This window comes from Leptolyngbya sp. 7M (genome assembly GCF_018128485.1).
The window spans coordinates 1,788,662-1,811,176 of sequence record NZ_CP070897.1 but is presented as its reverse complement, the minus strand read 5'-3'; the positions used below and the strand labels follow the sequence as shown (position 1 = coordinate 1,811,176).

The following is a 22,515-nucleotide window of genomic DNA, read 5'->3' as shown; positions in this document are numbered from 1 at the left end:
GCGAATGGCAACGTCTCCGATTCATTAGAATGAAGAAGAATAATCTTTGGATCAGAACGGGGATAATCATTGCGGTTACCTTACTGGGCATCTATTTGGTGTTTGGACCGCGACGGGCCCCGGTGGCGAATGATTTTACTTGGGAAGGCATAAAGGCGAATCTTGCCCAGAACATAAACCTGGGATTAGATCTCAAGGGCGGTTCTCATCTTGTGATGCGGGTGAAAACCGATGAATACTTAAAAACGCTTGCCGAAAACAATGGACAAGCCGCTATGACAGCCGCGCAGGATGCGAAACTTCCCGTTACAGATTACAGTGTTGTAGCCGCAGACGGGACCTATTCCATAACCATAAATCTCTCGGATCCTAATCAAGCACAAGCGGTCATTGACGCAGTTAAGCAGAAGGTGGACCTTGTTGATTGGACGGAATCCAACAATGGTTCGTCGATCGTATGGTCTCTCCCCTCGACCGTTCAGACGGTGCTAAAGAATCAGGCAGTAGACCAGGCTCTAAAGATAATTGAGACCCGTATCGATCAATTCGGCGTTGCTGAGCCAACGCTTCAACGGCACGGGGCGGAGGCATCCGCACAAATTCTGCTGCAAATGCCCGGAGTTGATGATCCAGAACGGATCAAGAATATCCTGAATGCTGAATCAAAGCTCTTCCTGATGAAGGTACAAGGCGGGCCAAGTCCATCTCCATTTGACAGATTCCCGACGCGTGAAGCCGCAGTTCAATCGCTTGGTGGCTCCGTACCGCCGAATAGACAAGTTCTTCCTTACACGGAAAGAAAATCGGCAAATGACACTTCTTTAACCGAGGCTCCCGTAAAGGAATGGGTAATAGTTGAATATCCGCCAGTACTTGACGGCTCAGAACTTCGCACCGCGAACGCAACTTCACGAACCGGAAGCGACCTCGACTACCAGATCAATTTCGGCTTGAAGCCCTCAGGCGCACAGAAGTTTGGGGATTGGACTGGCAGAAATATTAACAATTACATGGGCGTTGTTCTTAATGACGAGGTGAAGTCGATCGCTTATATAAAATCTCAGATATTCGACAACGGCGAGATCTCAGGAAGCTTTCTGAAGAGCGATGCCGAAGATCTTGCGCTGACACTCCGCTCCGGAGCACTTCCTGCAAAGATCGAATATCTGGAGGAGCGAACCGTTGGCCCTAGCCTTGGAGCAGACTCGATCCGTGCAGGTGTTTGCGAGATGTTGAAGCCGCCGTATCCGTAAAGGATCGTAGGATTGCTACCGTCCAGCTTAAGGCCTTTCTTGTGGGCGATGAACATCGGGACACGAGTTCCATCCTTACTGTTGAAGAAGACCTGCTTCACTTCATACTGGGAACCATCGAATTTTACCGGCGTTGTCCTGAATAACGTGCTCTTGCCGGTTTTCATATCATAGTGATAGATGGTCGGCGGTGCGTTGAAGCTGGAAAAGCTGTAGAAGGTCTCGGTGGCGTCCTGCTTTCCGCCAAAGCCGCCGGCTGAGCCTATACCCGGAAGCTCTACATCGCGAACGTGCTTACCATTTTTATCGTAGATCTTGATGTTCGTGTATGCGTCTTTCAAGTAATTCGCAACGAATTGGTTATTGATCATCTGAACGCCGTTAAGAGTGTCTTTGCTGTGCGGTATAACGTCGCGCCAGATATGAGCTCTGGCAAGAACATTTACGCTCACAAGTTTGCCGCGTTCAGCATCTTTGTCAGTGCGGAAGTAGAAGATAGGACCATCATTACCAACAAATGCCCAACTGCTGTCACGATTTGAGACCAGCGGGATTATCGGTGAATCCGGTCGCGAAAGATCTTTGAAGTGTACCTCATTCATCCGCTGCGTTCCCTTTGATGTTGAGATGACAAGCCATTTCCCGTCTTCGGTTACGCGAGCTCCAGATGTAAGCTCGCCGTCATCTGGACGCTCGTAGATAACTTTATCTTCCGAGATGGGTGTCCCAAGCTTATGAAAATAGATCTTCGGAAAGCGATTGGCTGCCCGCAGCTCTGCACCTGCCTCTGGCGCCGGATAGCGCTGATAGTAAAATCCGGAATTGTCGCTTGCCCAAGAGATACCGCCTTGACGGTTTGGGGGAAGCGTGTCGGAAAGGTGCTCTCCCGTTTCGGTGTTCATTATCCGCCATTCGGTCCGGTCAGATCCTGAACGGGCGATCCCGTATGCCCAGAGTTTCCCGTCGTCCGTAAATGCCGAACCGCTCAACGCAGCAGTTCCGTCTTCGGAAAGCTTGTTTGGATCAAAGAAGATCTTTCCCGGTTTATCTTTTGAGTCTGTGCGATAAAGTACATTTTGGTTCTGAAGTCCATCATTGCGTGAGTAGATGTAGAATCCGTCCGTAACCTTTGACGGAGCTGAGATGCGTTCGTAGTTCCATATCTCAGTCAGGCGTTCGCGTATCTTTTCACGTTCGGGGATCTTGTCCATATATGCCTGTGTAAATGCAACCTGCTCCTCGATCCAGCGCTGTGTATCTGCAGAGTTGGTTTCCTCAAGCCAGCGGTATGGGTCATACACCTTGGTTCCATGATAGTCATCAACTTGATCTACCTTTTTTGCTCTCGGATATCCGCCGCCATTCTGCGCCGGTATGGCCGAGACAAACAGAGAAACTACGGCAAGAAAGAAAATCGATCTTCTAAGCATTGCTCACTCCTATTGTCATTGGATTTTTAATGATTATAGACCTCAAAGCGGCCCCAATAGAAATTTGACCCGCCGAATTTTGTTCGGCAGGTCACTATCATCAACGGCTTGCATTGAGACGGTATTAGAAAACTGGAATGTCTTCGCGGTCCCTAGAGATGTCATACTTCTCAAATTCGCCGCTGATAGATTGTGGGAACCATTGATGATGACGTGAATAAAGCAAGCGTTCTGTTTCTTCCCGTCCCTTTGGACGGGCAAGCAGATATCCTTGCCCCAGGTCGCAGCCAAGATTCCTGAGTACTGAGAGCTGAGCTTCCGTTTCTATGCCTTCTGCGATCGAACGAAGCCGCAGATTCTTTGCTAATGAAGCTATAGTTTGAAGTATCTCCGAATTCTCGCCGCGTTCGCCGACATTCTTTACAAAGGAACGGTCGATCTTGAGCGAATCGAATGGAAGTTTTTGCAGATAACTAAGGCTCGAATATCCCGTTCCGAAATCATCGATGCTCAATTTCACGCCCAGGTGCTTTAGCCGGTTGAGTACGTTTGTAGTGTGCTCCGGATTTTCCATTGCCGAGCTTTCAGTTATTTCAAGCTTGAGTGAGGCAGGCGGAAGGCCGGTCTCGGCAAGAGCATTCTCAACATCATCTATAAGATCGTTGTTGTTCAAGTGTTTGCCAGAAATGTTAACGCTGATTATTAGGTCACTGTATTCCGGAGCTATCCTTCGCCATTCCATCAATTGGTTACAGCTTTCGCGAAGTATCCAAACTGTCATTGGTTGAATGAGTCTGGATTGTTCTGCTATGGGAATGAATTTGCTCGGCGGAACTGGGCCATGTTCAGGATGATCCCATCTGCAGAGAGCTTCGAATCCCGCCAAACCGCCTGTACTAAGATCGACTATTGGCTGATAGTTGAGTGAAAGTTCGCCTCTTTCAATAGCGTTGCTAAGGTCCATTTCAAAACGGACACGTTCTTGGAATCTTGATCTTATCTCAGTCGTGAATATCGCCAGGCCCTCATTTCGTTCTTTCGCGTGATGCATAGCTATGTCTGCATCTCGCAGGATCTCTTCCGGATAACGATATTCCGTATCACAAGAAGCTATGCCGATGTTGAGCTCGATCACGATCTTGTGTCCGGCGAGTGAAAATGGTTGTCCGATGTTGTCATAAATCCTTTTAGCTATTTTGTATGCCTTGCCGCTTGTCGAAACGTTTCTAAGAACTATAGCGAATTCGTCTCCTCCCATTCGTGCAACGGTGTCCTCGGGACTTACGAAACGCTCAAATCTTTTGGCTGCTATTGAAAGTACTTTGTCTCCAATGGTATGACCCAGAGTGTCGTTAATATTTTTGAATTTACGAATATCGAGAAATAATACCTGAAAGGTGGCTGTTGGGTCTTTTCTGTAAATCGCGATCAAATCCTCAAGCGTGTGATTTAGGTTTTTTCTGTTTGCCAATCCGGTCAGAGAGTCATAGAGAGCTGCATGCTGAAGATCTTTCTCACTCTGGCGAAGGGCCGTATTTGAACGCTCTTCCTTTTCGAGCAGTTTTGTTAGTTCTTCTGCATGCGCTTCGGCTTCTTTTCGCCGGGTCCTTTCTGTTTCGGCACGTTCGCGTTCCGCCCCCTCAACCTTATCAATGGCCTTTTTCATCTCATTGACCGATTGATAGAAATAAAGGTAAAGCATCACAAAGGTCACGAATGCCACTAAACCCGCTATGATATCCCCGTAATTGATTATCTTGAAAAATATGCCGGCAATGCCGACACCAATGATCTGGGACATTGAGCTGGAAAAACAGCCCTGTTTCCAGGTTTCCCAAACATTGGCTTTGTCCGTTCGAGATTGAAGTATCGCGGCTATGCTTGATGAGACTACGAACTGCGTTATTGCCAAAAGCCCTAAAATCGATATCAGGTGATGTGTTTTTCCGGGTTCGATCCCGGTAGAAAGAAGATAGGACCAAAAAAGTACTGTGACAGTTGTTGCGATAACGTTTATCGCAACGTTTGTCTTGATCATTAAGTGGCCGAATCGCTTACCTTGCGACTGAAGGTAAAGGCAATTTGCCAGCATTTCAAACGCGGCAAGTACGATCGCTGAGCTTCCTCCATATAAAAGCAGGCTGAGAAATATGAGTGCGTCCGAAAAACTCACCATGAACTGTGAGCGGGGAAGAGTCAGGCTCAGCCGAGGGGACATTAAAATCGCAAATACCAAAAGCCCAACAAATCCAGTATCTATGGATGTAAGAGGAAATATAGAAGCGGCCCACAGAAAGCAGATCGTGCCGACAGCAATGACGAACACTTTCAAAGCGACAAGTGATGCCGAATTGGACATAAAGTGGTCTTGGGATAGGATGGCGGGTATTGCTGCTCTTTTTATTCTTATAAAAGCAGAGCCTACAAGCCCATTTTTCCATAATACCAGCTGATTCGAAATTTGCAAGCCGAATCTCAGAGTTTTTGATAGAGATTGGATTGTATACTCACGTAACACCTTGGCTGTATAGAAGGTATGCGCGTGCTTTAACCAAGGTTTTTCAATAAGTTACATAGTGCTGCAAGGAAAGTGTATATCTAATATCCAGATGGCAATCTAAAAATCTGATTTTACAAATATCTTAGAATGCGTGTCGTAAAGGTCTGAACAATCATAAGTTAGCTTATTCTTATGAACAGAAATAAGTTCTGGCACAACGCTTGAACTAACACTTAACAGTGAGGGGCAACCCGATCAATAAAAACTGAGGAGAAAAAGAGATGAGAAAACTTAGAGGCTTCATTCCGACGACGACGTTAGCTTTCGTGCTTCTGTTTGGTTCAACATTCGCAAATGCTGGAATAATCGTATGGGATCTTAAGGGCACACCGACCCGTACCACCCAGCAGTGCACTGATAAGAATGACACCAAGACCGATTGGGGCATTATCATTCAGGGGGTTACAGGGATAATAATTCAAGGTTTGACCGGAATCATTATCCAGGGAGTATCCGACACGGAAGCTCCGACAAACTGTGGGATCATTATTCAAGGATAATTTTCCATAAGTTTTGGGTTGCAATCCCACACCGTAAAAGCCTGACCGACTCCCCCGGCGGGCTTTTTCATTTTAGAGGGCAGTTTGCTTTTCGTTACGCTCGGACGGAGAGCTCACGTAAGTTACTTACCGCTTTAGGAAGTATTTCAAGAAGTTTGTCCACGTCAGTTTCTTCGTTGAATCGCCCAAGGCTGAAGCGTATCGCTCCCCGGGCGAGTTCATCATCCCGACCCAAAGCCCTAATTACGGGAGAGGGTTCCAATGATCCGGATGAGCACGCGGCACCAGTTGAAACGGCAATTCCGTTCATGTCCAGATTTATTAACAAAGCCTCACCTTCGACCCCGCGAAATGAGATATTTGAGATATTCGGAAGACGATATGTGCGTTCGCCATTCAAAACTGCACCATTAATGTTTTCAAGGATTTGGTCTTCCATCCGATCACGAAGCTGCCTTATGCGTTGATCCATTTCGTGCAGTTTTTCCATTGCCAGTTCCGCCGCCTTGCCGATCGACACGATCAGGGCTACCGGTTCCGTGCCGGCCCTAACGCCGCGTTGCTGGCGACCGCCGATATTCTGCGGATGCAGACGCACGCCCCGTCGGACGTAAAGAGCTCCGATACCTTTCGGTGCGTGAATCTTGTGAGCCGAGATAGAAAGAAGGTCGCAGCCGATTTCTTCGACATCTATAGGAACTTTTCCGAAAGCCTGAACGGCATCAGTATGAAACCAGATCTTCCGGCCTTGACTACGTATTTGCTTTACAAGACGGCCGATCTCTGGGACAGCCTGCAATGTGCCGATCTCATTATTCGCGGCCATAATTGAGATGAGCGCAGTGTTTTCGCGGACGGCGTCAGCAACGGCTTCGACAGAAACCAGTCCGTTCTCAGATACCGGCAGATACGTTACCTGTGTTTCTTTCGCTTCAAGATCACTGCAGACCTCTTTCACAGCTGGATGTTCGATCGTTGAAGTGATGATATGCGGCGGTCTCTCGGGATCTTTTGTTAAGACATTTTCTATCAACCCTCTAATTGCCAGATTGTTTGATTCAGTACCGCCGGACGTGAAAATTATCTCATTCGGCCGGGCATTCAAGGCAGCCGCTACTTGATGCCGCGCTCTATCGACCGCCGAACGGGTTTCTTGGCCAAATTGATGGATACTTGATGCATTTCCGAATTTGTCGGTCAGATAAGGCATCATTGCCTCGATGACTAGAGGGTCGCATTGTGTGGTCGCACTATTGTCGAGATAAACGCGTCGGAGCATACAAACCATTTTAACGCACAGTTACTGCGCAATAGAATTTTGCCTCAAGCAACAAATTCAAGCTATAGCTTGTTTATATTTCCATATTCCCCAAAAATTCGATAGATTTATTCTGGCGAGGTGTATTGCGGGAACGATTCGCACAAGTATCTCGTTCTGATAAATGTATGGCATTTTTGGATTTTGCTACGAAGGAGATATTCAAACGTTGGGCGAGCATAGTTGTTGGCCGTCCGATCTCTCCGATATTTCTCAACATTCTCGTTACGAGTGTCTGCGATATGCGCTGTACACACTGTTTCTTTACGGAGGAACTGGACGATCGACCGCGAAAGAAGCTGCAGATGAAGTCGGATGAGATTGCTCGAATTTCTGAGACGCTAGGAGGAAATCTCGGTGTACTCGTACTTGCTGGCGGAGAGCCTTTCACGCGAAAAGACCTTCCGGAGATCGTAAAGGCGTTTTACGAGAACAACAGGCTGGATTCTGTCTATCTTATGTCAAACGGGCAGATCCATCAGAGGATCTTTCCGGATGTTACCCGCATCCTTGACGAGTGTCCGAACCTGAACGTAACGGTCGCTCTCGGTATCGACGGGATGAAAGAGGCTCATGAAAAGATCCGTCGAAAAGAGGGAAGTTGGGACAAAGCGATCCATACTGCCAGAACGCTTCAGCAGATGAAGCGTGAACAATACCCACAGCTGGATATTCAAACCTGTACTTGCGTGATGCATTCGAGGAATTGCAGTGGTGTGGAAGCCAACCTCATAGGGGTAGGATGCAGGAAAAGTTGGGTGAAGCCGATGATGAACGGAAAGCAGGTTTTGGTGACGGGTGGTACGGGTGGTTTGGGCTTGGGGGTGACGCCACTGGTTTTGGCACAGGGGGCGGCTTTAGTGACGATTCCCTATGTGAAGGCCCAGGAGGTGGAGCGACTGAAGGGGATTTTGTCGCCGGCGGATCGGGCCAGAGTCCGGTTTGTGGAGGCGAACTTAGCGGATGAGACGGCAGTGGAACAGTTGGTGAACGGCATGGAACGGGTGGATGCCCTGATCCATCTGGTCGGAGGATTCTCGATGGGTAAGACCCACGAATATGCCTATGAGCAATGGAAACGGGATTTTGATCTGAATTTGAACACGGCGTTTCTGGCCTGCAAACATAGCCTACGGCGGATGCTGGAGCAGAACTACGGACGGATTGTCACCGTGGGGTCGCGGGGAGCGGTTCAGCCGGGAGGCCAGTTGGCAGCCTATTGTGCTTCGAAAGCGGGTGTTGTGGCGTTGACTCAAGCCATTGCTGATGAAACCAAAGGCACCAATATCACAGCCAATGTGGTCCTGCCGAGCATTATTGATACACCCGCTAACCGAGCCGCGATGGGCAGTGAAAACGCCGACCGGTGGGTGAAGCCGGAATCCTTGGGGCAGGTGATTTGCTTTTTGGCATCAGAAGCTGCCAAAGATCTGCGAGGAGCGGTGGTTCCGGTCTATGGCAGCAGCTAGCGTTCTTTAGTTCACCTCGTTGATCAGCAATTCACCCTCTTGCTCTACTTTGCGCTTGCGATCGCGGAGCATCATGCGTGCTCGCCAGCGACGAATAGCAATAGCGGCCCGCACAATCGGCGGCAGATAGCCGTTACGAGCCAATAGCGCAGCTTCGTCGGGTAATTCTGAGAGGCGCGGTTGAATATGCAAACAGTCGGAGAGTTTGCCCAAATATGGCTCTAGATTGAGGATACGCAGAATTTCATCGGCAGATTGGTAGCGATCGCGGACCGATACCTTCAGCATCTTGTCGAGAATTTTGCCGAAATGCTCGCTGACCGTAACATAGTCTTGCCAGTTGACTTCGCCGGTGGTCGAATCGTAGCTAAACTCCATCGGCGGTTTGCCGGTCAGCATGTACAAACAGGTAACGCCCAAGGCAAAGATGTCGCTGGAGTAGGTAGCTCGCAGAGCGAGTTGTTCGGGTGGTGCAAAGCCTAAAGTCCCAACAAAGTGGGTTGTGGTGCCCCGCTGGGTGCTCTGGCTTACCTGCACAAACTGCTCTTTCACAGCCCCAAAATCGATCAGCACTAAGCGGCCATCATCTTGACAGCGAATGATGTTGGGGGGTTTAATATCGCGGTGGATCACCTGATGCTCGTGGATGTAGCTCAGTACCGGCAGGATCTCGCGCAGGAACTGTTTCACTTCTAGCTCTGAAAGGGTGCCCTTGCTCTTGATCTCTTTGGCGAGCGTGCGGCCACGGATATACTCTTGCACCAGGTAAAATTCACCATCCACCTGAAAATAATCGAGCAGACGTGGAATTTGGGCGTGGCTTCCCAATTGGCTGAGGATCTTCGCTTCTCGCTCAAACCGTTGGCAGGCACGTTGCAGCACGACCGGATTACTCACCTTGGGACATAAAAGCTTAATCACACAAACTGGTGAGTTGGGCAGTGATGCGTCCTTAGCAAGATAGGTGACACCAAACCCGCCCCGTCCTAAGGTTCGCAGAATTTGGTAGCGGTTGCGGAAGAGCTGGTCCGTTCCGCAAATTTGGGCCAGTTGGGTCTGATGTTGAGGGTTGGCACGCAGCTTATCTAACTTGGGAATGGATGAATCCATTGGCGACTCAGAGTAGAAATTAGGTCAAAAGAGCTTTGCCTAGTAAATGCTAACGATTGGATTACAGTTGTTGGGTCCAGTTATCGATTACAGAATCGATTACAGAGGATCTTAAGGCAATTACAGTGGGAGAGACAGTGACTTGAATTGAGGTCAGCGACTTTGCACCCGCTTCCAGCATACAAACCTGTATCTAAATTGTCCTGTCTTAACTGGCAATATAGCATCAGTACTTCTGGTGACTTCATAAAGACACAGTGAAGTCTGCACCAGACTTATGCATAGGTTCTAGTACGGAGAAAATCCATCGACAGCTGTAGCGCTGTTTATTGCTTTCACCGTGGAATTGCCGGCTTCGAGAGTGGTTGAAGTCATGGTGTAAAAATCAACAAGACCCAAGGTTCTCCTGGTATTTGACTGCGGTTTTCCAGCCATGAAACCTGTGATTAAAATTTCTACTGCAGGATTCTAATTTTTACCGTTTCTAAACAATCGCTTTGTAAGGTTATGTGACATTGATACAAAAATAATGCAGAAATACTGATGCAGGGCGGTTGTCTAGGGTTGTGTTAAGGGCGTAACCAAAAATCTGTCACATCGTAGCTCAGTTCGGCCAGCATTTGCCGCAGCAACGGTAAGCTCAGGCCAATCACGTTACTATGACAGCCGTTAATTTTTTCGATAAACAGCCCTCCCCGACCCTCTAGGGCAAAGCCGCCCGCACACTGCAACGGTTCGCCACTTGCCACATAGGCTTCAATCTGGCGTTCGCTTACCAGTGCAAACTCTACCTCGGTTACTTGGCATTGCACTAGTTTGCGTTGCTGGACCTGGTCAATCAAAACATGGCCAGTAAAAAGTTGGCCCGTCTGTCCCCGCATCTGCTGCCAGCGTTCGATTGCTTCTCTGGGATTGGCCGGTTTGCCATAAATTTCACCTTGAAAGGCTAGCACCGAATCGCAGCCCAAAATCAGTGCACCATTGAATTCAGCCGCCACTGCTGTTGCTTTTCCGTCTGCCAAAGACTGGACTAAGTCCTGTGGAGAGGCCAGCTGCACTTGGGACTCGTCAAAGTGACTGGGATGCACGATCGGTTCAATGCCCGCTTCGCGCAACAAACGTAGCCGCGCCGGAGACGCAGAGGCTAGGACAAAGGAAGGAATGCCCATAAGCAGCTGCTAATTGTTTCAGCAAATAAACTTCAGCAAATAAACTTCAGCAAATAAACCTGGACTAATAGACCGAAAAAGAGTTGACCACTTTGCGAAATAGATCCTGAGCTTTTTCCCAACGCTGCTCGCTGGTCGAGAGGTTGAAGGTGAATAGCTTGCCACGCCGCACCACCACACTAGCCAGAGTATGGCGCAACTGCTGACTGGGCAATTTAATTGCATACTCCAGCAAGTAATACAGCTCATCGCCAACTTGACGGCTCTCAGCACTGACCAATTCGGCTTGCCGACCCGAATCCGGCGGTGCAATGGCATTTTTAGACAGGCGATAGCCTACTTCGGTTGGGGATCCCAGCTCGGCCAGGGTTTTGTTATCAGAGATGGGGTTAATCACCACGCTGACGTTCTCTAGCTCCTCGATCAGGTCATGGAGGACCACATCTGGACCGTTGTTGACCTTCACTTCCACCCATCCGTTCGGGTAGAGAAACTCATAGCCCTGATAGGTATTGACATAGCTTTTGAGGTTTAGCGATGCCGGAGTACAGCTCTGCAAACTCAAACCCACAATGGCCAGCAGTACGATTGCAATTCGCTTCAGCATGTCGCTTCCCAAAATGTTCCCAGTCGATTTTACTGCTTTCCGGGACAGTATGGGATAGCTCTTTTCCTGTTTCAAGTCGCACTCCAATCTGGGCAATGACTATCTTCTAGCCAACCGTAAGGATGAAAGCCGCAGACTAGCATGGTGCGATTCCCGCGACTGTAGCCGTAGGCAATACCGTGGTAGTTAGCACAGTTCTGACAAGCTTTGGGACGACTGAGGGCTAGGTCTTTAAATCCAAGTTGGGAGCGTAGAATGTGCTGTTTGCTTTGAGTGCGATGCCACTGTGCATGACTCGCTTTTCTAAATAGATAGTTGGCCGTTTTGAACGGGTTAGGGGTAGCATCCATAGGGTTTAGGAGGAGCGAGGAGGATATTTAGCACCGATTGCAAGATCTGCTAACCAGATCTGCTAGAGAAATGGTTAATGAAAGTTAAATCCAAAGCTCCTGAGCCTGTAAGTCAATGAACTTAATCAATCAGCGTCAATCAGCGATGAGCAACGCTTGCTGGTCTTGATTATGGGAACTTTGCAGTCTGGACCTGGTCAGATAGGAATTTCAGACAGGAACTAAAGCGGCTCTATGACAAAGCAAATTTATAACAAAACAAAATTGCACTGAAAAGCCACAGGCTCAGCTATTGCAGCTATTGCAGATCCAAAAACTAGCGGCTAGAGAGCTGAAGGATGTTAAGCAATTATGCCCAAGCAATCTCAATTACAGCCGAAGCCAAAACTCGCAACAAGTGCCTTAAGACGGATCTACTTCCTCTTTAGCTTTCTTTCAACATCCCTGTCAATTCAATTTATTCCAGCGCAATCAAGTGCAATTAGTTGTAACGGGGGTTGTAAGGCATGCAATTTGGCTAGCACAATTCAGCTAACAGTTCAGCTAGCAGTTGCAAAGGGGAACTACAAACCTGGCTTTGCCTGCAAACAGGCATTCAGATCGAGCTGGGCTAGCTGCTCATAGGCGTTGCTAATGGCCCGCTGACCGCGTAGGAAGCCAGTATTAGCTCCTGGACAGATGGCGCTGAGGGTTGCGGCTGTGAACCGCTGGCGCAGGTTTTCTACGTTTTGAATTTGCCTAGGCCAGTGGAAGGTTTTAGCAATTCGCAACGGCACCGGTTGACCTTGCGCATTGGGCAGCAAATGCCGCCCGGTAAACAAAATTCCACCGTAGTGGCGGTGGTATAAACAAGCAGAACCGGGAGAATGGCCGCAGGTCCAAATGGCCTCGCTGCTGGGACTGAGCTGAAAGGTATGCTGGAAGCTGGTTAACTCCAGTCCGGGCAGCAGATAGGCTTCCTGCTCCTGCACTAGAATTTGGCACTGAAATGCCTGCTGAATTTCTTTTACTTTGCCCATGCTGCCGCGATGGGTGAGAAATAGCCAGCGAATTCCGCCTTGAGCTTCGATAAATTCGCGATTGATTTCGTCCCAGGCTGGACAGTCGATCAAAACATTGCCGGTGGGTTCGAGCAGCAGATAGGCGGTGCCCCCCATGGTGTCACGGTTAGGAGGAAAGGCAAAAATCGTCGGAAAAACGGTCCTGGGTTGTTTGCCGGTTGTTGCCGTGGCAGGTGGCTCGGTGCGGGCATCCGGTTTGGTTTCTGGGTTTTCGGCTTGGGTACTGGAAGGATTGCCCAGTGTTGGTTCAGGCCCGAATTCAGAGGGTAAAGGGAAGGGTTGGTTCATTGCATCAATAGCCAATGATTTCAGCGGATGATGGGCGTTTTATCAGCAATCGCTCACTGAAAACTTTCCAGAAAAATGCTGCGAACTGATGGGAAGCGGTATCCTGGAATCAATGGCTGATGGATCGGACTAATTAATTGCTAATAATTAATTGCTAATTAATTGGGCTGATTTATTGTAAGCCTAGGCTGACCGAATTTGAGATCGCAGCATGATTCTGTTTTGGCTAGTTTTGCTAGGACTTCTGACCTACTTCATTGTGCAACGGAGCGTGGCGAATGTCACCAAAACGCCCGTTTGGCTACTGTGGGTGGTGATGATGATGCCTGCTTTTGTCTGGACAGCCTGGGTGATTTTCAATCAGGACGATCAGCGGATTCCACTCTTGTTGCTGATTGTGCCATTTATGATCAGCTCGGTGCTGTATTTGCTGCTGGTGCAGTGGGGGCGTCCGGCTCAACCCTCTGCTAAACCTTCGACGCCTCAGTCCGATGTGCAGCCAGAGTTTCAGATGAGTCCTCTAGAGAAGCGTCCAACCTTGCGTCCGATCAACAAAGAGGAAGAAGCCGAGCTACAGAACTGCTTTCCCTGGACCGTTTATTATTTACAGGCCATTGAGCACAAACCACAGGCGTTGATCTGTCGGGGCCAACTGCGGGCCTCACCGGATGTCGCCTACAAAACGGTGCGAGAAAATGTAGAAGCTTACTTTGCCGATCGGTTTTTAGTGGTGTTTCAGGAAGGCTTGAATGGTAAGCCATTTTTTGCATTGGTGCCCAACCCGCAGGCTCGCTCAGCAGAGGCTCCGACTCGTGATACCCAGCTAACTCGTCCAAGGATTGCCTTGGGCTTGCTGTTGGCCACTTTGCTGACGACAACCCTGGCGGGTGCGCTGATGGCGAATCCAGAATTAACCATGCCTCCCGACTGGACGATGCTTAGATCGGGTTTGCCCTATGGCTTGTCCCTGATGGCAATTTTTGGCATCCACGAGTTAGGACACTACCTTGCCGCCCGTCGCTATCGGATTCGGGCCACGCTGCCCTACTTTATTCCGGTGCCGCCAGCGATGATTTTTCCGTTTGGCACCTTTGGGGCCTTTATTCAGCTCCGCTCTCATGTGCCGAACCGCAAGGCGCTATTTGATGTCGGTCTGGCAGGTCCCTTGGCTGGCTTTGTGGTGACAATTCCGATTCTGCTCTGGGGCTTATCGTTCACAAGACGAAAGAGTTCGTTAGCTCGTTCGCTGTACTTGACGAAGTACCCCCGACGATAAAAACTGGCTTTCGAAGTTGTCCATTCGGACGGAAAGAGGTCGCGATAAAGTGCATATTTCTGCTGTTCGGAAATGACGGCTGCAACATAGTCTTGAGAGGTGATGGCGTTGTGGCTTCGAGCCTTAAAGTTGAGGTACTCGATCGACTTTGACAGCCGTTCAGCGAATTGTTCGGTAAACAAAACGCTCGGGCCGGCAGTCACGGACATATCAAGACTCATGTTCAGAATCCGGTCGGAATATTGACTGACGGAGTCGCCGGAAGCCTGCGAAACGCGGCCAAGTGCCGCTCGACCGTCTCTATCTCCATCCTCCCGATATACAGGATCTCTTCTGCTCTTTTTATATCCTCGACGCCTAGGAGGTCTGCGATATCCCTCCGCATGAATTCCTCAGCCAGAAGGATCGCCGGATTCACCTGCTCGTTCTCCGCAACGAGTATTTCGAGTGGAGACTCACGCTTCATCGGACTCCCTTGTGCTGGGCGCGTTTTACGATCGTCACCGTAAGCTTTCCGTCTTTTACCTCGCGCGTTATATTCGCGTTCTCGATTGATGCGAAGTGCGGTTGCAAGACCTTTTTCAACGTCACATCTTCCTGAGCCAGCGCAGCGTCGAGGTCAAAGTTCTGACCCTCGATCTTTATCGTTGCCTTCGGATCGGTGACTTGAGAACTGTCCTTAGCGGGAGTCTCCGACTTCTGCTCTGACGGTGCAGCCGCTGTAGCAGCATCTTCAGCTTTTGCCTCTGGCTGGGTGGAATTGGTTTCGTTTTCCATGATTTTTATGATGCAAAGAGACCCTGTTGATCCTTAGCTGTTTCAGCGCTCTCGGTTGCGGGAGGCGTAGTAGCGGCGGCGGCCTCGCTTTTGGAACCTGGGCTGGACTTAGAGCTTTTGGCGTCTGTCTTGGAAGTACGTTTCTTTATCGCTGCTTTCTGCTTTTTAACCTTCTCGGCAGCGAGTTCGGGAAGATGTGTCGCATATTGACCGATTGCGGTTTCGAGGCAATCTCTTAACCCGTCGTTAAGACCGTCGTTGCTCAGAGCCGAGATCGAGATCTGCGGTGCGAAGTCGTGGGAGCGAACACTCACGACGCATTTGCGGACACCCTGCTCTTCGGGCAAAAGTTGTATCACCGCTGTGACCGTGCAAGCTTTAAAATCGAACGGCTCCCTATCAGAAAGGACTATCGAACCGATTGCGGGAGCGGCGTCGGGGACCGGCGATCCGGCTATATCCGTATCCTCGGCTCTTGGGGCTATTGGTTCATCCGGCGAGCCTGATCTCTCGACTTTGGAAGCATCATTGCTCCCACTCTCGGTTGCGGCGGGTTGCTGCACCTCCTTTGGTACGCGTCCTTCCGCGGTCATTGGCGGTATTGATTCAGCTTCTCGTAACTCGTCGGCCTGCTCAGCGTCGATCTCAGCCATCTCTTTATCATTTGTCATCGCGACGATATCGGCCTCGCATTCCGGTTTGCACTCGTCTGCATATGATGGACGTTCGGTGTCAAGTGCGTCCTCCTGAGGGATGACGCCAAGAAATTCGTCCCGAGCCTCTTTCGGCTGTCGCTCCTGGATTTCCGGTGGCGGAGAGGGCTGTGCCTTAAACGGTACAGGATCGGGACGCGTTATAGACGGTTCCTCGATCTGCGGTTGGACCGGATCAGCCGAGTGAACCGTTGGTACATTGGCGAACTCTGTTTGAGACGGTTTCCGTTGACCGACATTTTGTCTTTCGATCTCGCGGAGCGTTTCGAGAAACTTGCTCAGAAAGAGATTCCTGATCGTAGCTTCCTCGTGTGCCCGGCACACATACTCGGCCCCCTTCCACATCTCAAGCCCAAGCTGGTGATTTGTCGGGCCGCTGCTTTGAAACCCTTCAGCTCGGCTAACCTCGATCGCGAGCGTTTTGGCGGTGAAGGCCAGTTGCTCCATTCTTTCTTTATTGTCGAGCGGTACAAAGGAGCCGCTGTTCAGAATGTCCATGTTTGTTCTCACTCCACTTCGATGTCTTCCGCTTCTTTTTCTTCCCGGCAAATACAATCGTGACCCGGACGACCGTCGCGTGCCACGACTTGCCTTGTCACTACACACGCAAAAATGGTCCGTGACGGATCACGAACCAAAAAAACAGAGTGACATGTGCCTACACGGTTGCCGAATAAGCCATAGCTCGATATTGCGAGTTCCGCGGGGGGCTTTTCGGAGAGTCTTCGACCCGCTCTCGGTGTTTTTTCAGAATCCGGGAAAGTGTTGAGTGGGTCGTATTCATTGACCTTGCGGCGAGTCGAAGGCTTCCGTTGCTCTTTGTCAAGGCGTGCTCGATGAATGTAGCTGCCGCTTTCACATAAATGCTGTCCAGATCGTCCGATTCAGGATCAAGCACAACGGTGACGAATTTGCGTTCTGCGACGCCCTCCAGATCTGCTTCACGATCGGAATCTGTCTCGGGCAAGGGCAATGCTGCCCCAGCTCCGCCCGGCGACGAGTCAGATCTCAGAGCCTTTTTGACGATTTCAAGGGTAATGGCCGAAAGGTCCATCGACTCGACTGCGAGACGAGCAGCGAAGTTTCGCAACTCACGGTAGTTGCCTTTCCACTCGCTCCGTTCGATCTCGCACAATGCGGCCTCGTCGATCACAAATGGTAAGACTCTCCCGACGGAAGACCGCTCGACTTCCATCTGACGGAGGAACAAATGGCGGATCTTTTCCTTTTGGCAACGAAGCGGGATCGTCTCAAGCTGGAGGATATTAAGACGGTCGAAGAGATCCGGACGGAACAAGCCGTCACAAACCATCGCCTTCAGATCTCGCGATGTGGCGGCTACGATACGAACATCTATCACCCGTTCGTAAGTGCCGCCAACTCTCCGTATCCGTTTTTCTTCCACCGCCTTTAGAAGCTTTGCTTGAAGAGAAAGCGTCAGTTCGCCGATCTCGTCAAGAAACAGGGTTCCACCGCCTGATGTCTCAAACAACCCGGCCTTTGCCGCGGTGGCCCCTGTAAAAGCCCCTTTTTCATAGCCGAACAGCTCTGATTCAAGAAGTTCTGAGGTAAAACTGGCACAATTGACACTTACGAACTCGCGCTTAGATCTCGGGCTTTGCTCGTGAAGCTTTCGGGCAATCGTCGTCTTTCCAGTCCCCCTCTCACCCGTTATGAGCACGTAATGCGGAACTCGTGCATATAGGGCTATCTTTTCGTCTAGGATCGACGATCCTGGATCGGGGCTGGTAAAGGCGTTCTGATTCTGCATAAGGTAAATTCTCCGTTTAAAAACTTCGATCTTTTTTTTAATTGCCGTGCTTAAACAAACGGTTCGGTAATTTCCGTTGGCTCTTCCTCGTTGGAAAAACCTGACTCCCATTGCAATATTCGACCTACATAACTAAAAACCCGCATTAGACGTAGAGGTTACCTCTTTAAGACAAACTTTTTCCGACTTATTCAATGGAAGGAATGCCTTTTGACCTTCAATACCTATGTCCGCAAAGTGCTCATTCCGGATAGTTCACCTACGACCGATAGCTCGCGAACCGCATTTTCATCAGGTTCGAGCAGCCATCGGGGAAGCTCTGCCGGTTTCTCTTTGACAAAGGCGGTGAACGCGGCCTGCAATTCCGGTTGAAAACTTATATCGGTGGACTCCGGCGGATAAAAGGCGAGGATCGGTTCAAGATAGATCTGGGGAGACCATTCGGGAAGAAAGAATCGCTGCTTCCCGTGCTGAACGATATTGACAAGGCCGATCCCGCGAAGCTCGCGGATCTGTTCAAATGTCGAGGGACAGACTTCGGTAAGGAGTTGTCCCTGAAATCGTGTCGTTTTTATCCTGATGCCGCCGGTCAGATTCACCGTGTTGTTCTCGAAGTCAACGATACGCAGGATCTCGGACGCAGTCGTCGGAACCTCGGCTCGCAGCCCGAAATGACGCCTTATATCGCCGATCCATTCAGATGCGATACTGACGCCGACAAGACGCGTCCCATTGTCGGTCGTCGTCCGGACAATGTTCAATGCGTCATGGCTAAGCGTTTTCAGATATTTCCAGATCGGCAGCAAAGCCCCGCTGAGAAGATGAACCGTACTTCGCTCAAATGGCGGGATCTTTGCTTCTTTATTCAGCCACCACATCTCGGCTTTACTTTTCGCCACAACGCGATACTTCTGGTTCAATTCGCTTTCTCGAACATAAGACAAGTTCCTTCCGCTCGGTTTTGAGATCGAGAACATCTGATATCTTTCACCTGTTTCGGGGTCGGTATGCAAGAGCGTCCGCCTGCCCGCGACAAACGAACTATCTCGGCGATGCTGAAAAAACTGGTACTGATCGCTTCCGGCAAGGTCGTTGAACCTCGCCGGATTCGAAGCAACTTTTAGATTCAGTTTGTAATAGACCGTCCTGGCTCCGGTGAGAGCATCCGCGTGCAGAACCTGCGGAGCTTCGGCGATTTCGACTGACATAGCCTTCAAATCTTCCATCCCATCATCCAGTTTTCCTTTCTGTTTCAGGTATTCGATCGTTTCAAGGAAGGTTTCATAGAAATGATCGAACGATGCATTCTGCCGATCTACCTCAAGCGAAAGCAGACGGTTCAAGAAGCGCGGGATATTGGTCTTTTCCTGGTCGGGTACTTCCTCATGACCATCCAAGGTTCTTACGAGGCCCATATCCCGCAGCGCCTGCTTTGGATCATCGAGACCTGGGACTTCAGTGCCGCGCATGATGCCCGTGATCACAACATTGAGTGCAGAGCGTCCTTCTTTCGATTCCAGATTGTATTTGTCTAAGTTGCCGGCTTTCTCGGCCCGCCTGTCGCCCTTTGTTAGTGCCCCCATGTTCCCGAGCCGGCGGGCGATAGTTGCCGAGAACCTTTTCTCACCTCCCAGTTCAGTAAATACGAGCAGATATACAGGCGGCGCTACCTGTCCTGTCCGATGTGTCCGTCCGAAGTCCTGTATCTGCTTATCGGCAGACCATTTTAGCTCAGCGGCAATATGAAGCCGCCTTTGTTTGTTGCCTGCAGTATAACTCGCATGGAGGCTGTCGCCGGTCGATGCGACCTCCGACATGATCGCGACCCTTTTATCGCCGTTCTGGAATGCATTCTTCTCGTGTAGGTTGATGAGCTTTGACGGAACCCCAGGGAGCTGACGGGGCCGATATTCGAGCGTACCCGAAGCAGTTCGGATCAGGCGTTTCTTACGACCGGTCATCTCGGCAACGTTCTCGACTCCGAAGTAGTTCACAAGCTGATCGAGCGGGTGTTCCGGCACTTCGAGAACCGAAAGTTTATCAAGCAGTTCGGTTCGAAGCTGCAAAGCTGCACGGCTTTCAACTTGGTACCCGTTTTGATCCAGCACCGGAATATACTCCGTTGTACCTGTGTAAGGGTTAGTTCGCTCCTGAAAGCAGGCGGTTGGAAAGCAATTGGCGACAAGTCTTGTAAGCGTTTCGCGCGGGCTAAAGTCGAGGCTATCGATCGCTTCGTCTTGATCCGCGGCCCGTTCGATCTGTTTCTTTGTCTGGCTTTCGCCTGTGCCGGTTATGGAGACAACGATCGACTCTTTCCGTGCAAGTGCATCTTCGATCTCCCGGATAAGCGTCGGAACCTTGAATGAAGTGATCAGGTTTCTGAAGCATCGCTGATGCTCAGCCCAGAACTGATTCACCGCAGTTGCCCGAGTTGCCTTACCGGAATTGGTCAGGTCCAAAGCCCGATGAATATTCCGAAAGACTTCCTGCCAGCCCTGGGCCATGTTGTCATACATCTGCCGTTGTGCAGGAGTGAGCCAATGGGTCACTTCTCGGAACTCGACCGCAAGACCGGATTCAGGATCGGTTCCCATGCTCAGGTTTCCGCAGAGATATCGGCCCATTGCTTTCAGGTCACGGCAAACCATTTCAAGTGCACCGACGCCTCCCGATTCGATCTCCTCGGCGAATTGCTCGAAACCCAAAGGAAAATTGGTTCCTTCGCCCCAAAGACCAAGCCTCGACATGTAGGCGAGATGCCTCACCTCACCCGCCGATGTAGCAGACGAATAAACAACTCTTAGGTCCGGGAACTTAACCGGATCCTGTATCTCAAGAACCGCCGCGCCAGTTTGGGTCGATTTTCCGCGATCGTCCGCGAAAGCGTATTTCGCCTTATGCCCCTCATCAAAGATGACAACTCCCTCGCTTCCAAGCCAGCGGGTCAGTTGATCGATACGACGATTCCCCGACTTAGAGCGTGCTATCAACGACCGGTATGTACAGAACACGATACCGTCACCAAATGCGATCTCGCCGTCCGTTGGAAAGTCGTTTATGAGCTTTATTGGCGGTGTCAGCCCTAGTCTTGCAAACTCATCCGATACCGCCTCGATCAGATCGGCCTTGACCGAGAACCAAACCGCACGCCTTCTCCCCTGAAACCAGTTGTCAAGAATTACTCCGGCCAAAGTAGCGGTCTTCCCCGTACCGGTACCGTCGCCGATACTGATGCCTGCCCGAGATCCGTCCGCGAGCCTGGACGCATCAGCATCCACGTATCGTTCTCAAATATGAACTTCACGCCGTCCAAGCGGTTTATGTTCTTTATTTTGTTTCCGCTGATCTCTTTAGGATCTTCGGATAAACGGTCCTTTAGTTTTGTTGCAACATCGTCGGTCAGCTTTACGCCGATCCTTCCCGATTCGAGCCGGCCAAGCCGTTGAAATAGGTCTTCAAGTTGTTCAGAAAGGCTAGCTTTCCTTGATGCCACAGCCTCCGCCGCAAGCAGGCAGGCGAGAATGCCATCTTTTTCGGGATAATGGCCTCTTATCGAAAGCCCCGCTGATTCCTCGCCGCCAAGAACGATCTCGTCCTTATTTATCAATTCGCCGATAAACTTGAATCCGACCGGTGTTTCAAATAACTCTACCCCCCGATCTGCGGCGACCCTGTCAACAAGATGCGATGTAGCAACGCTTCTGGCAATACCTTTTTTCCAATCCCGGCTCTCGATCAGATAGTCAGCCAGCAAAGCGATCAGCTTATTTGGCTCGATATAGGTGCCGTCGCTATCCAACACCCCAAAGCGGTCACCGTCTCCATCTGTTGCGAGTCCGAGCGTCAGGCCTTTATCAACTACAAGACTCCTTAGCCCTTCCAAATGATCGGCCGCCGGCTCAGGGGATCGCCCTCCAAATGTAACATCCCGCCAATCGTGTATCGTTTCGACATCTATTCTGCTTTCCCTCAGGATCTGGTCAAGATACCCTCGTCCGGTTCCCCAAAGTGGATCATATGCAAAAGATGCTCCGGAATCTGAGATCAGACCAAGATCGATCTTTGACCGCAGATCAGCAAAATAATCGGGCTTTGGATCAAGATCCTCTATAAAGCCGCCATCAGCATTGTTAACCCTTATATCTTGTCCAACGGCTTCCTCTATCTGTGAAGTGATCTCCGGAAGGGCAGGTGCCCCGTCCGATGTCGAAAATTTGATCCCTTGATACTCCGGCGGATTATGCGATGCAGTAAAATTCATCGCTCCTGCGGCTCCTAAGTACCGGATCGCATGCGAAATGGTCGGTGTTGGCGTCGGGCCTATGCACTTAAGCACCTTAAAGCCCTTGCTTGCAGCAGTTTCAGCCGCTGCTGCCGCAAAGCTTTCACCCATAAAACGTGAATCGTGGCCGATGATCAGGGGACGCCCCTTCATCTCATCAACGCTTTTCAAATAGCTGCAGATCGCATTTGTTACCTGCTCAACGCCGGAAAATGTGAATTCTTTAGCAATTATCGCCCGCCAGCCGGATGTGCCGAATTTGATCTGCATATTCGGTTCAACTATTTTGTGGGTCGATCACACCCATTATTAGGCTTCCGAGCGTTCCTCTAAATGTCCGAAATAAAACGAAAAATCCTTGAAGTGGGAAAAACGATAGCATAAGCGCTTATGAATGTAAAGCACTTTTTTACTTCATAAGAACTTTTTTTTGAGATATTTAGCGGTAAATGTCTAAAGTATCAGTTAAATCTTGTGCTTAAGCTATTTAGATGAGTGCTTGCAATGTTAAGCATTTTTCTGTGAAACGGAAGATCGGGCCTGCAAAATTGCCATTCCCGACCAGCTTCATTTCTTTTGAT

17 protein-coding genes and 1 pseudogene are annotated in these 22,515 nt (G+C 50.0%); 4 read left to right on the top strand and 14 right to left on the bottom strand.

Annotated elements, in window-relative coordinates; translation table 11 throughout:
- Positions 1 to 29: 29 nt before the first annotated feature.
- Positions 30 to 1,253 (top strand): SecDF P1 head subdomain-containing protein, encoded by a 1,224-nt coding sequence (locus JVX88_RS43940; protein ID WP_410503757.1) that lies wholly within the window; start codon positions 30 to 32, stop codon positions 1,251 to 1,253.
- Between the two features lie 149 nt (positions 1,254 to 1,402).
- Here the strand turns inward: JVX88_RS43940 and JVX88_RS08590 are convergent.
- Together JVX88_RS08590 and JVX88_RS08585 are read right to left on the bottom strand one after the other, a co-directional pair.
- Positions 1,403 to 2,683 (bottom strand): annotated as a pseudogene (locus JVX88_RS08590) (S9 family peptidase); the annotation flags it as partial.
- A gap of 124 nt (positions 2,684 to 2,807) precedes the next feature.
- On the bottom strand, positions 2,808 to 5,042 hold the full coding sequence (locus JVX88_RS08585) for a putative bifunctional diguanylate cyclase/phosphodiesterase (RefSeq protein ID WP_211626920.1): 2,235 nt from the start codon (positions 5,040 to 5,042) through the stop codon (positions 2,808 to 2,810).
- Between the two features lie 422 nt (positions 5,043 to 5,464).
- Here JVX88_RS08585 and JVX88_RS08580 point away from each other — a divergent pair, with 422 nt between their 5' ends.
- Positions 5,465 to 5,743: a hypothetical protein gene (locus JVX88_RS08580; RefSeq protein ID WP_211626919.1), complete on the top strand. Its 279-nt coding sequence runs from the start codon at positions 5,465 to 5,467 to the stop codon at positions 5,741 to 5,743.
- Positions 5,744 to 5,837: 94 nt separating this feature from the next.
- Here JVX88_RS08580 and JVX88_RS08575 read toward each other — a convergent pair whose 3' ends face one another.
- A complete protein-coding gene (locus tag JVX88_RS08575) occupies positions 5,838 to 7,022 on the bottom strand; it encodes a cysteine desulfurase family protein (RefSeq protein ID WP_211626918.1) in 1,185 nt (394 codons plus the stop codon).
- 167 nt (positions 7,023 to 7,189) lie between these two features.
- Between JVX88_RS08575 and fabG the strand changes: the two genes are divergently transcribed.
- A complete protein-coding gene (fabG, locus tag JVX88_RS42970; protein ID WP_211626917.1) occupies positions 7,190 to 8,530 on the top strand; it encodes a 3-oxoacyl-ACP reductase FabG in 1,341 nt (446 codons plus the stop codon).
- Between the two features lie 6 nt (positions 8,531 to 8,536).
- On the opposite strand, the gene JVX88_RS08565 is transcribed toward fabG, so the two are convergent.
- The 5 genes from JVX88_RS08565 to JVX88_RS08545 all read right to left on the bottom strand — a co-directional run bounded on the left by JVX88_RS08565 (position 8,537) and on the right by JVX88_RS08545 (position 13,115).
- The gene (locus JVX88_RS08565; protein WP_211626916.1) at positions 8,537 to 9,640 is read right to left on the bottom strand and encodes a serine/threonine-protein kinase; all 1,104 of its coding nucleotides are present in this window, start codon (positions 9,638 to 9,640) and stop codon (positions 8,537 to 8,539) included.
- Positions 9,641 to 10,209: 569 nt separating this feature from the next.
- Positions 10,210 to 10,809, bottom strand: coding sequence for a Maf family protein (locus JVX88_RS08560; protein WP_211626915.1), 600 nt, complete (start codon positions 10,807 to 10,809; stop codon positions 10,210 to 10,212).
- Between the two features lie 64 nt (positions 10,810 to 10,873).
- On the bottom strand, positions 10,874 to 11,416 hold the full coding sequence (psbP, locus tag JVX88_RS08555; RefSeq protein WP_211626914.1) for a photosystem II reaction center PsbP: 543 nt from the start codon (positions 11,414 to 11,416) through the stop codon (positions 10,874 to 10,876).
- Between the two features lie 71 nt (positions 11,417 to 11,487).
- Positions 11,488 to 11,766: a hypothetical protein gene (locus JVX88_RS08550; protein ID WP_211626913.1), complete on the bottom strand. Its 279-nt coding sequence runs from the start codon at positions 11,764 to 11,766 to the stop codon at positions 11,488 to 11,490.
- 563 nt (positions 11,767 to 12,329) lie between these two features.
- Entirely contained in the window at positions 12,330 to 13,115 is a 786-nt protein-coding gene (locus tag JVX88_RS08545) for an MBL fold metallo-hydrolase (protein ID WP_225931361.1), read from the bottom strand.
- A 211-nt stretch (positions 13,116 to 13,326) separates the two neighbouring features.
- Here JVX88_RS08545 and JVX88_RS08540 point away from each other — a divergent pair, with 211 nt between their 5' ends.
- A complete protein-coding gene (locus tag JVX88_RS08540; RefSeq protein WP_211626912.1) occupies positions 13,327 to 14,391 on the top strand; it encodes a site-2 protease family protein in 1,065 nt (354 codons plus the stop codon).
- Positions 14,392 to 14,614: 223 nt separating this feature from the next.
- On the opposite strand, the gene JVX88_RS08535 is transcribed toward JVX88_RS08540, so the two are convergent.
- The 6 genes from JVX88_RS08535 to JVX88_RS08510 form a co-directional block, all read right to left on the bottom strand.
- Positions 14,615 to 14,857: a hypothetical protein gene (locus JVX88_RS08535; protein WP_211626911.1), complete on the bottom strand. Its 243-nt coding sequence runs from the start codon at positions 14,855 to 14,857 to the stop codon at positions 14,615 to 14,617.
- Positions 14,854 to 15,168: a hypothetical protein gene (locus JVX88_RS08530; protein ID WP_211626910.1), complete on the bottom strand. Its 315-nt coding sequence runs from the start codon at positions 15,166 to 15,168 to the stop codon at positions 14,854 to 14,856. Before JVX88_RS08530 ends, JVX88_RS08535 begins: the two co-directional genes overlap by 4 nt.
- A 5-nt stretch (positions 15,169 to 15,173) precedes the next feature.
- On the bottom strand, positions 15,174 to 16,379 hold the full coding sequence (locus JVX88_RS08525) for a hypothetical protein (RefSeq protein ID WP_211626909.1): 1,206 nt from the start codon (positions 16,377 to 16,379) through the stop codon (positions 15,174 to 15,176).
- Between the two features lie 160 nt (positions 16,380 to 16,539).
- Complete coding sequence (locus JVX88_RS08520; RefSeq protein WP_211626908.1) at positions 16,540 to 17,652, bottom strand: sigma 54-interacting transcriptional regulator; 1,113 nt, start codon at positions 17,650 to 17,652, stop codon at positions 16,540 to 16,542.
- 224 nt (positions 17,653 to 17,876) lie between these two features.
- Positions 17,877 to 20,930: a strawberry notch family protein gene (locus JVX88_RS08515; protein ID WP_211626907.1), complete on the bottom strand. Its 3,054-nt coding sequence runs from the start codon at positions 20,928 to 20,930 to the stop codon at positions 17,877 to 17,879.
- A complete protein-coding gene (locus JVX88_RS08510) occupies positions 20,831 to 22,204 on the bottom strand; it encodes a phosphoglucomutase/phosphomannomutase family protein (protein WP_211626906.1) in 1,374 nt (457 codons plus the stop codon). The genes JVX88_RS08515 and JVX88_RS08510 overlap by 100 nt, the downstream gene beginning before the upstream one ends.
- Between the last annotated feature and the right edge of the window lie 311 nt (positions 22,205 to 22,515).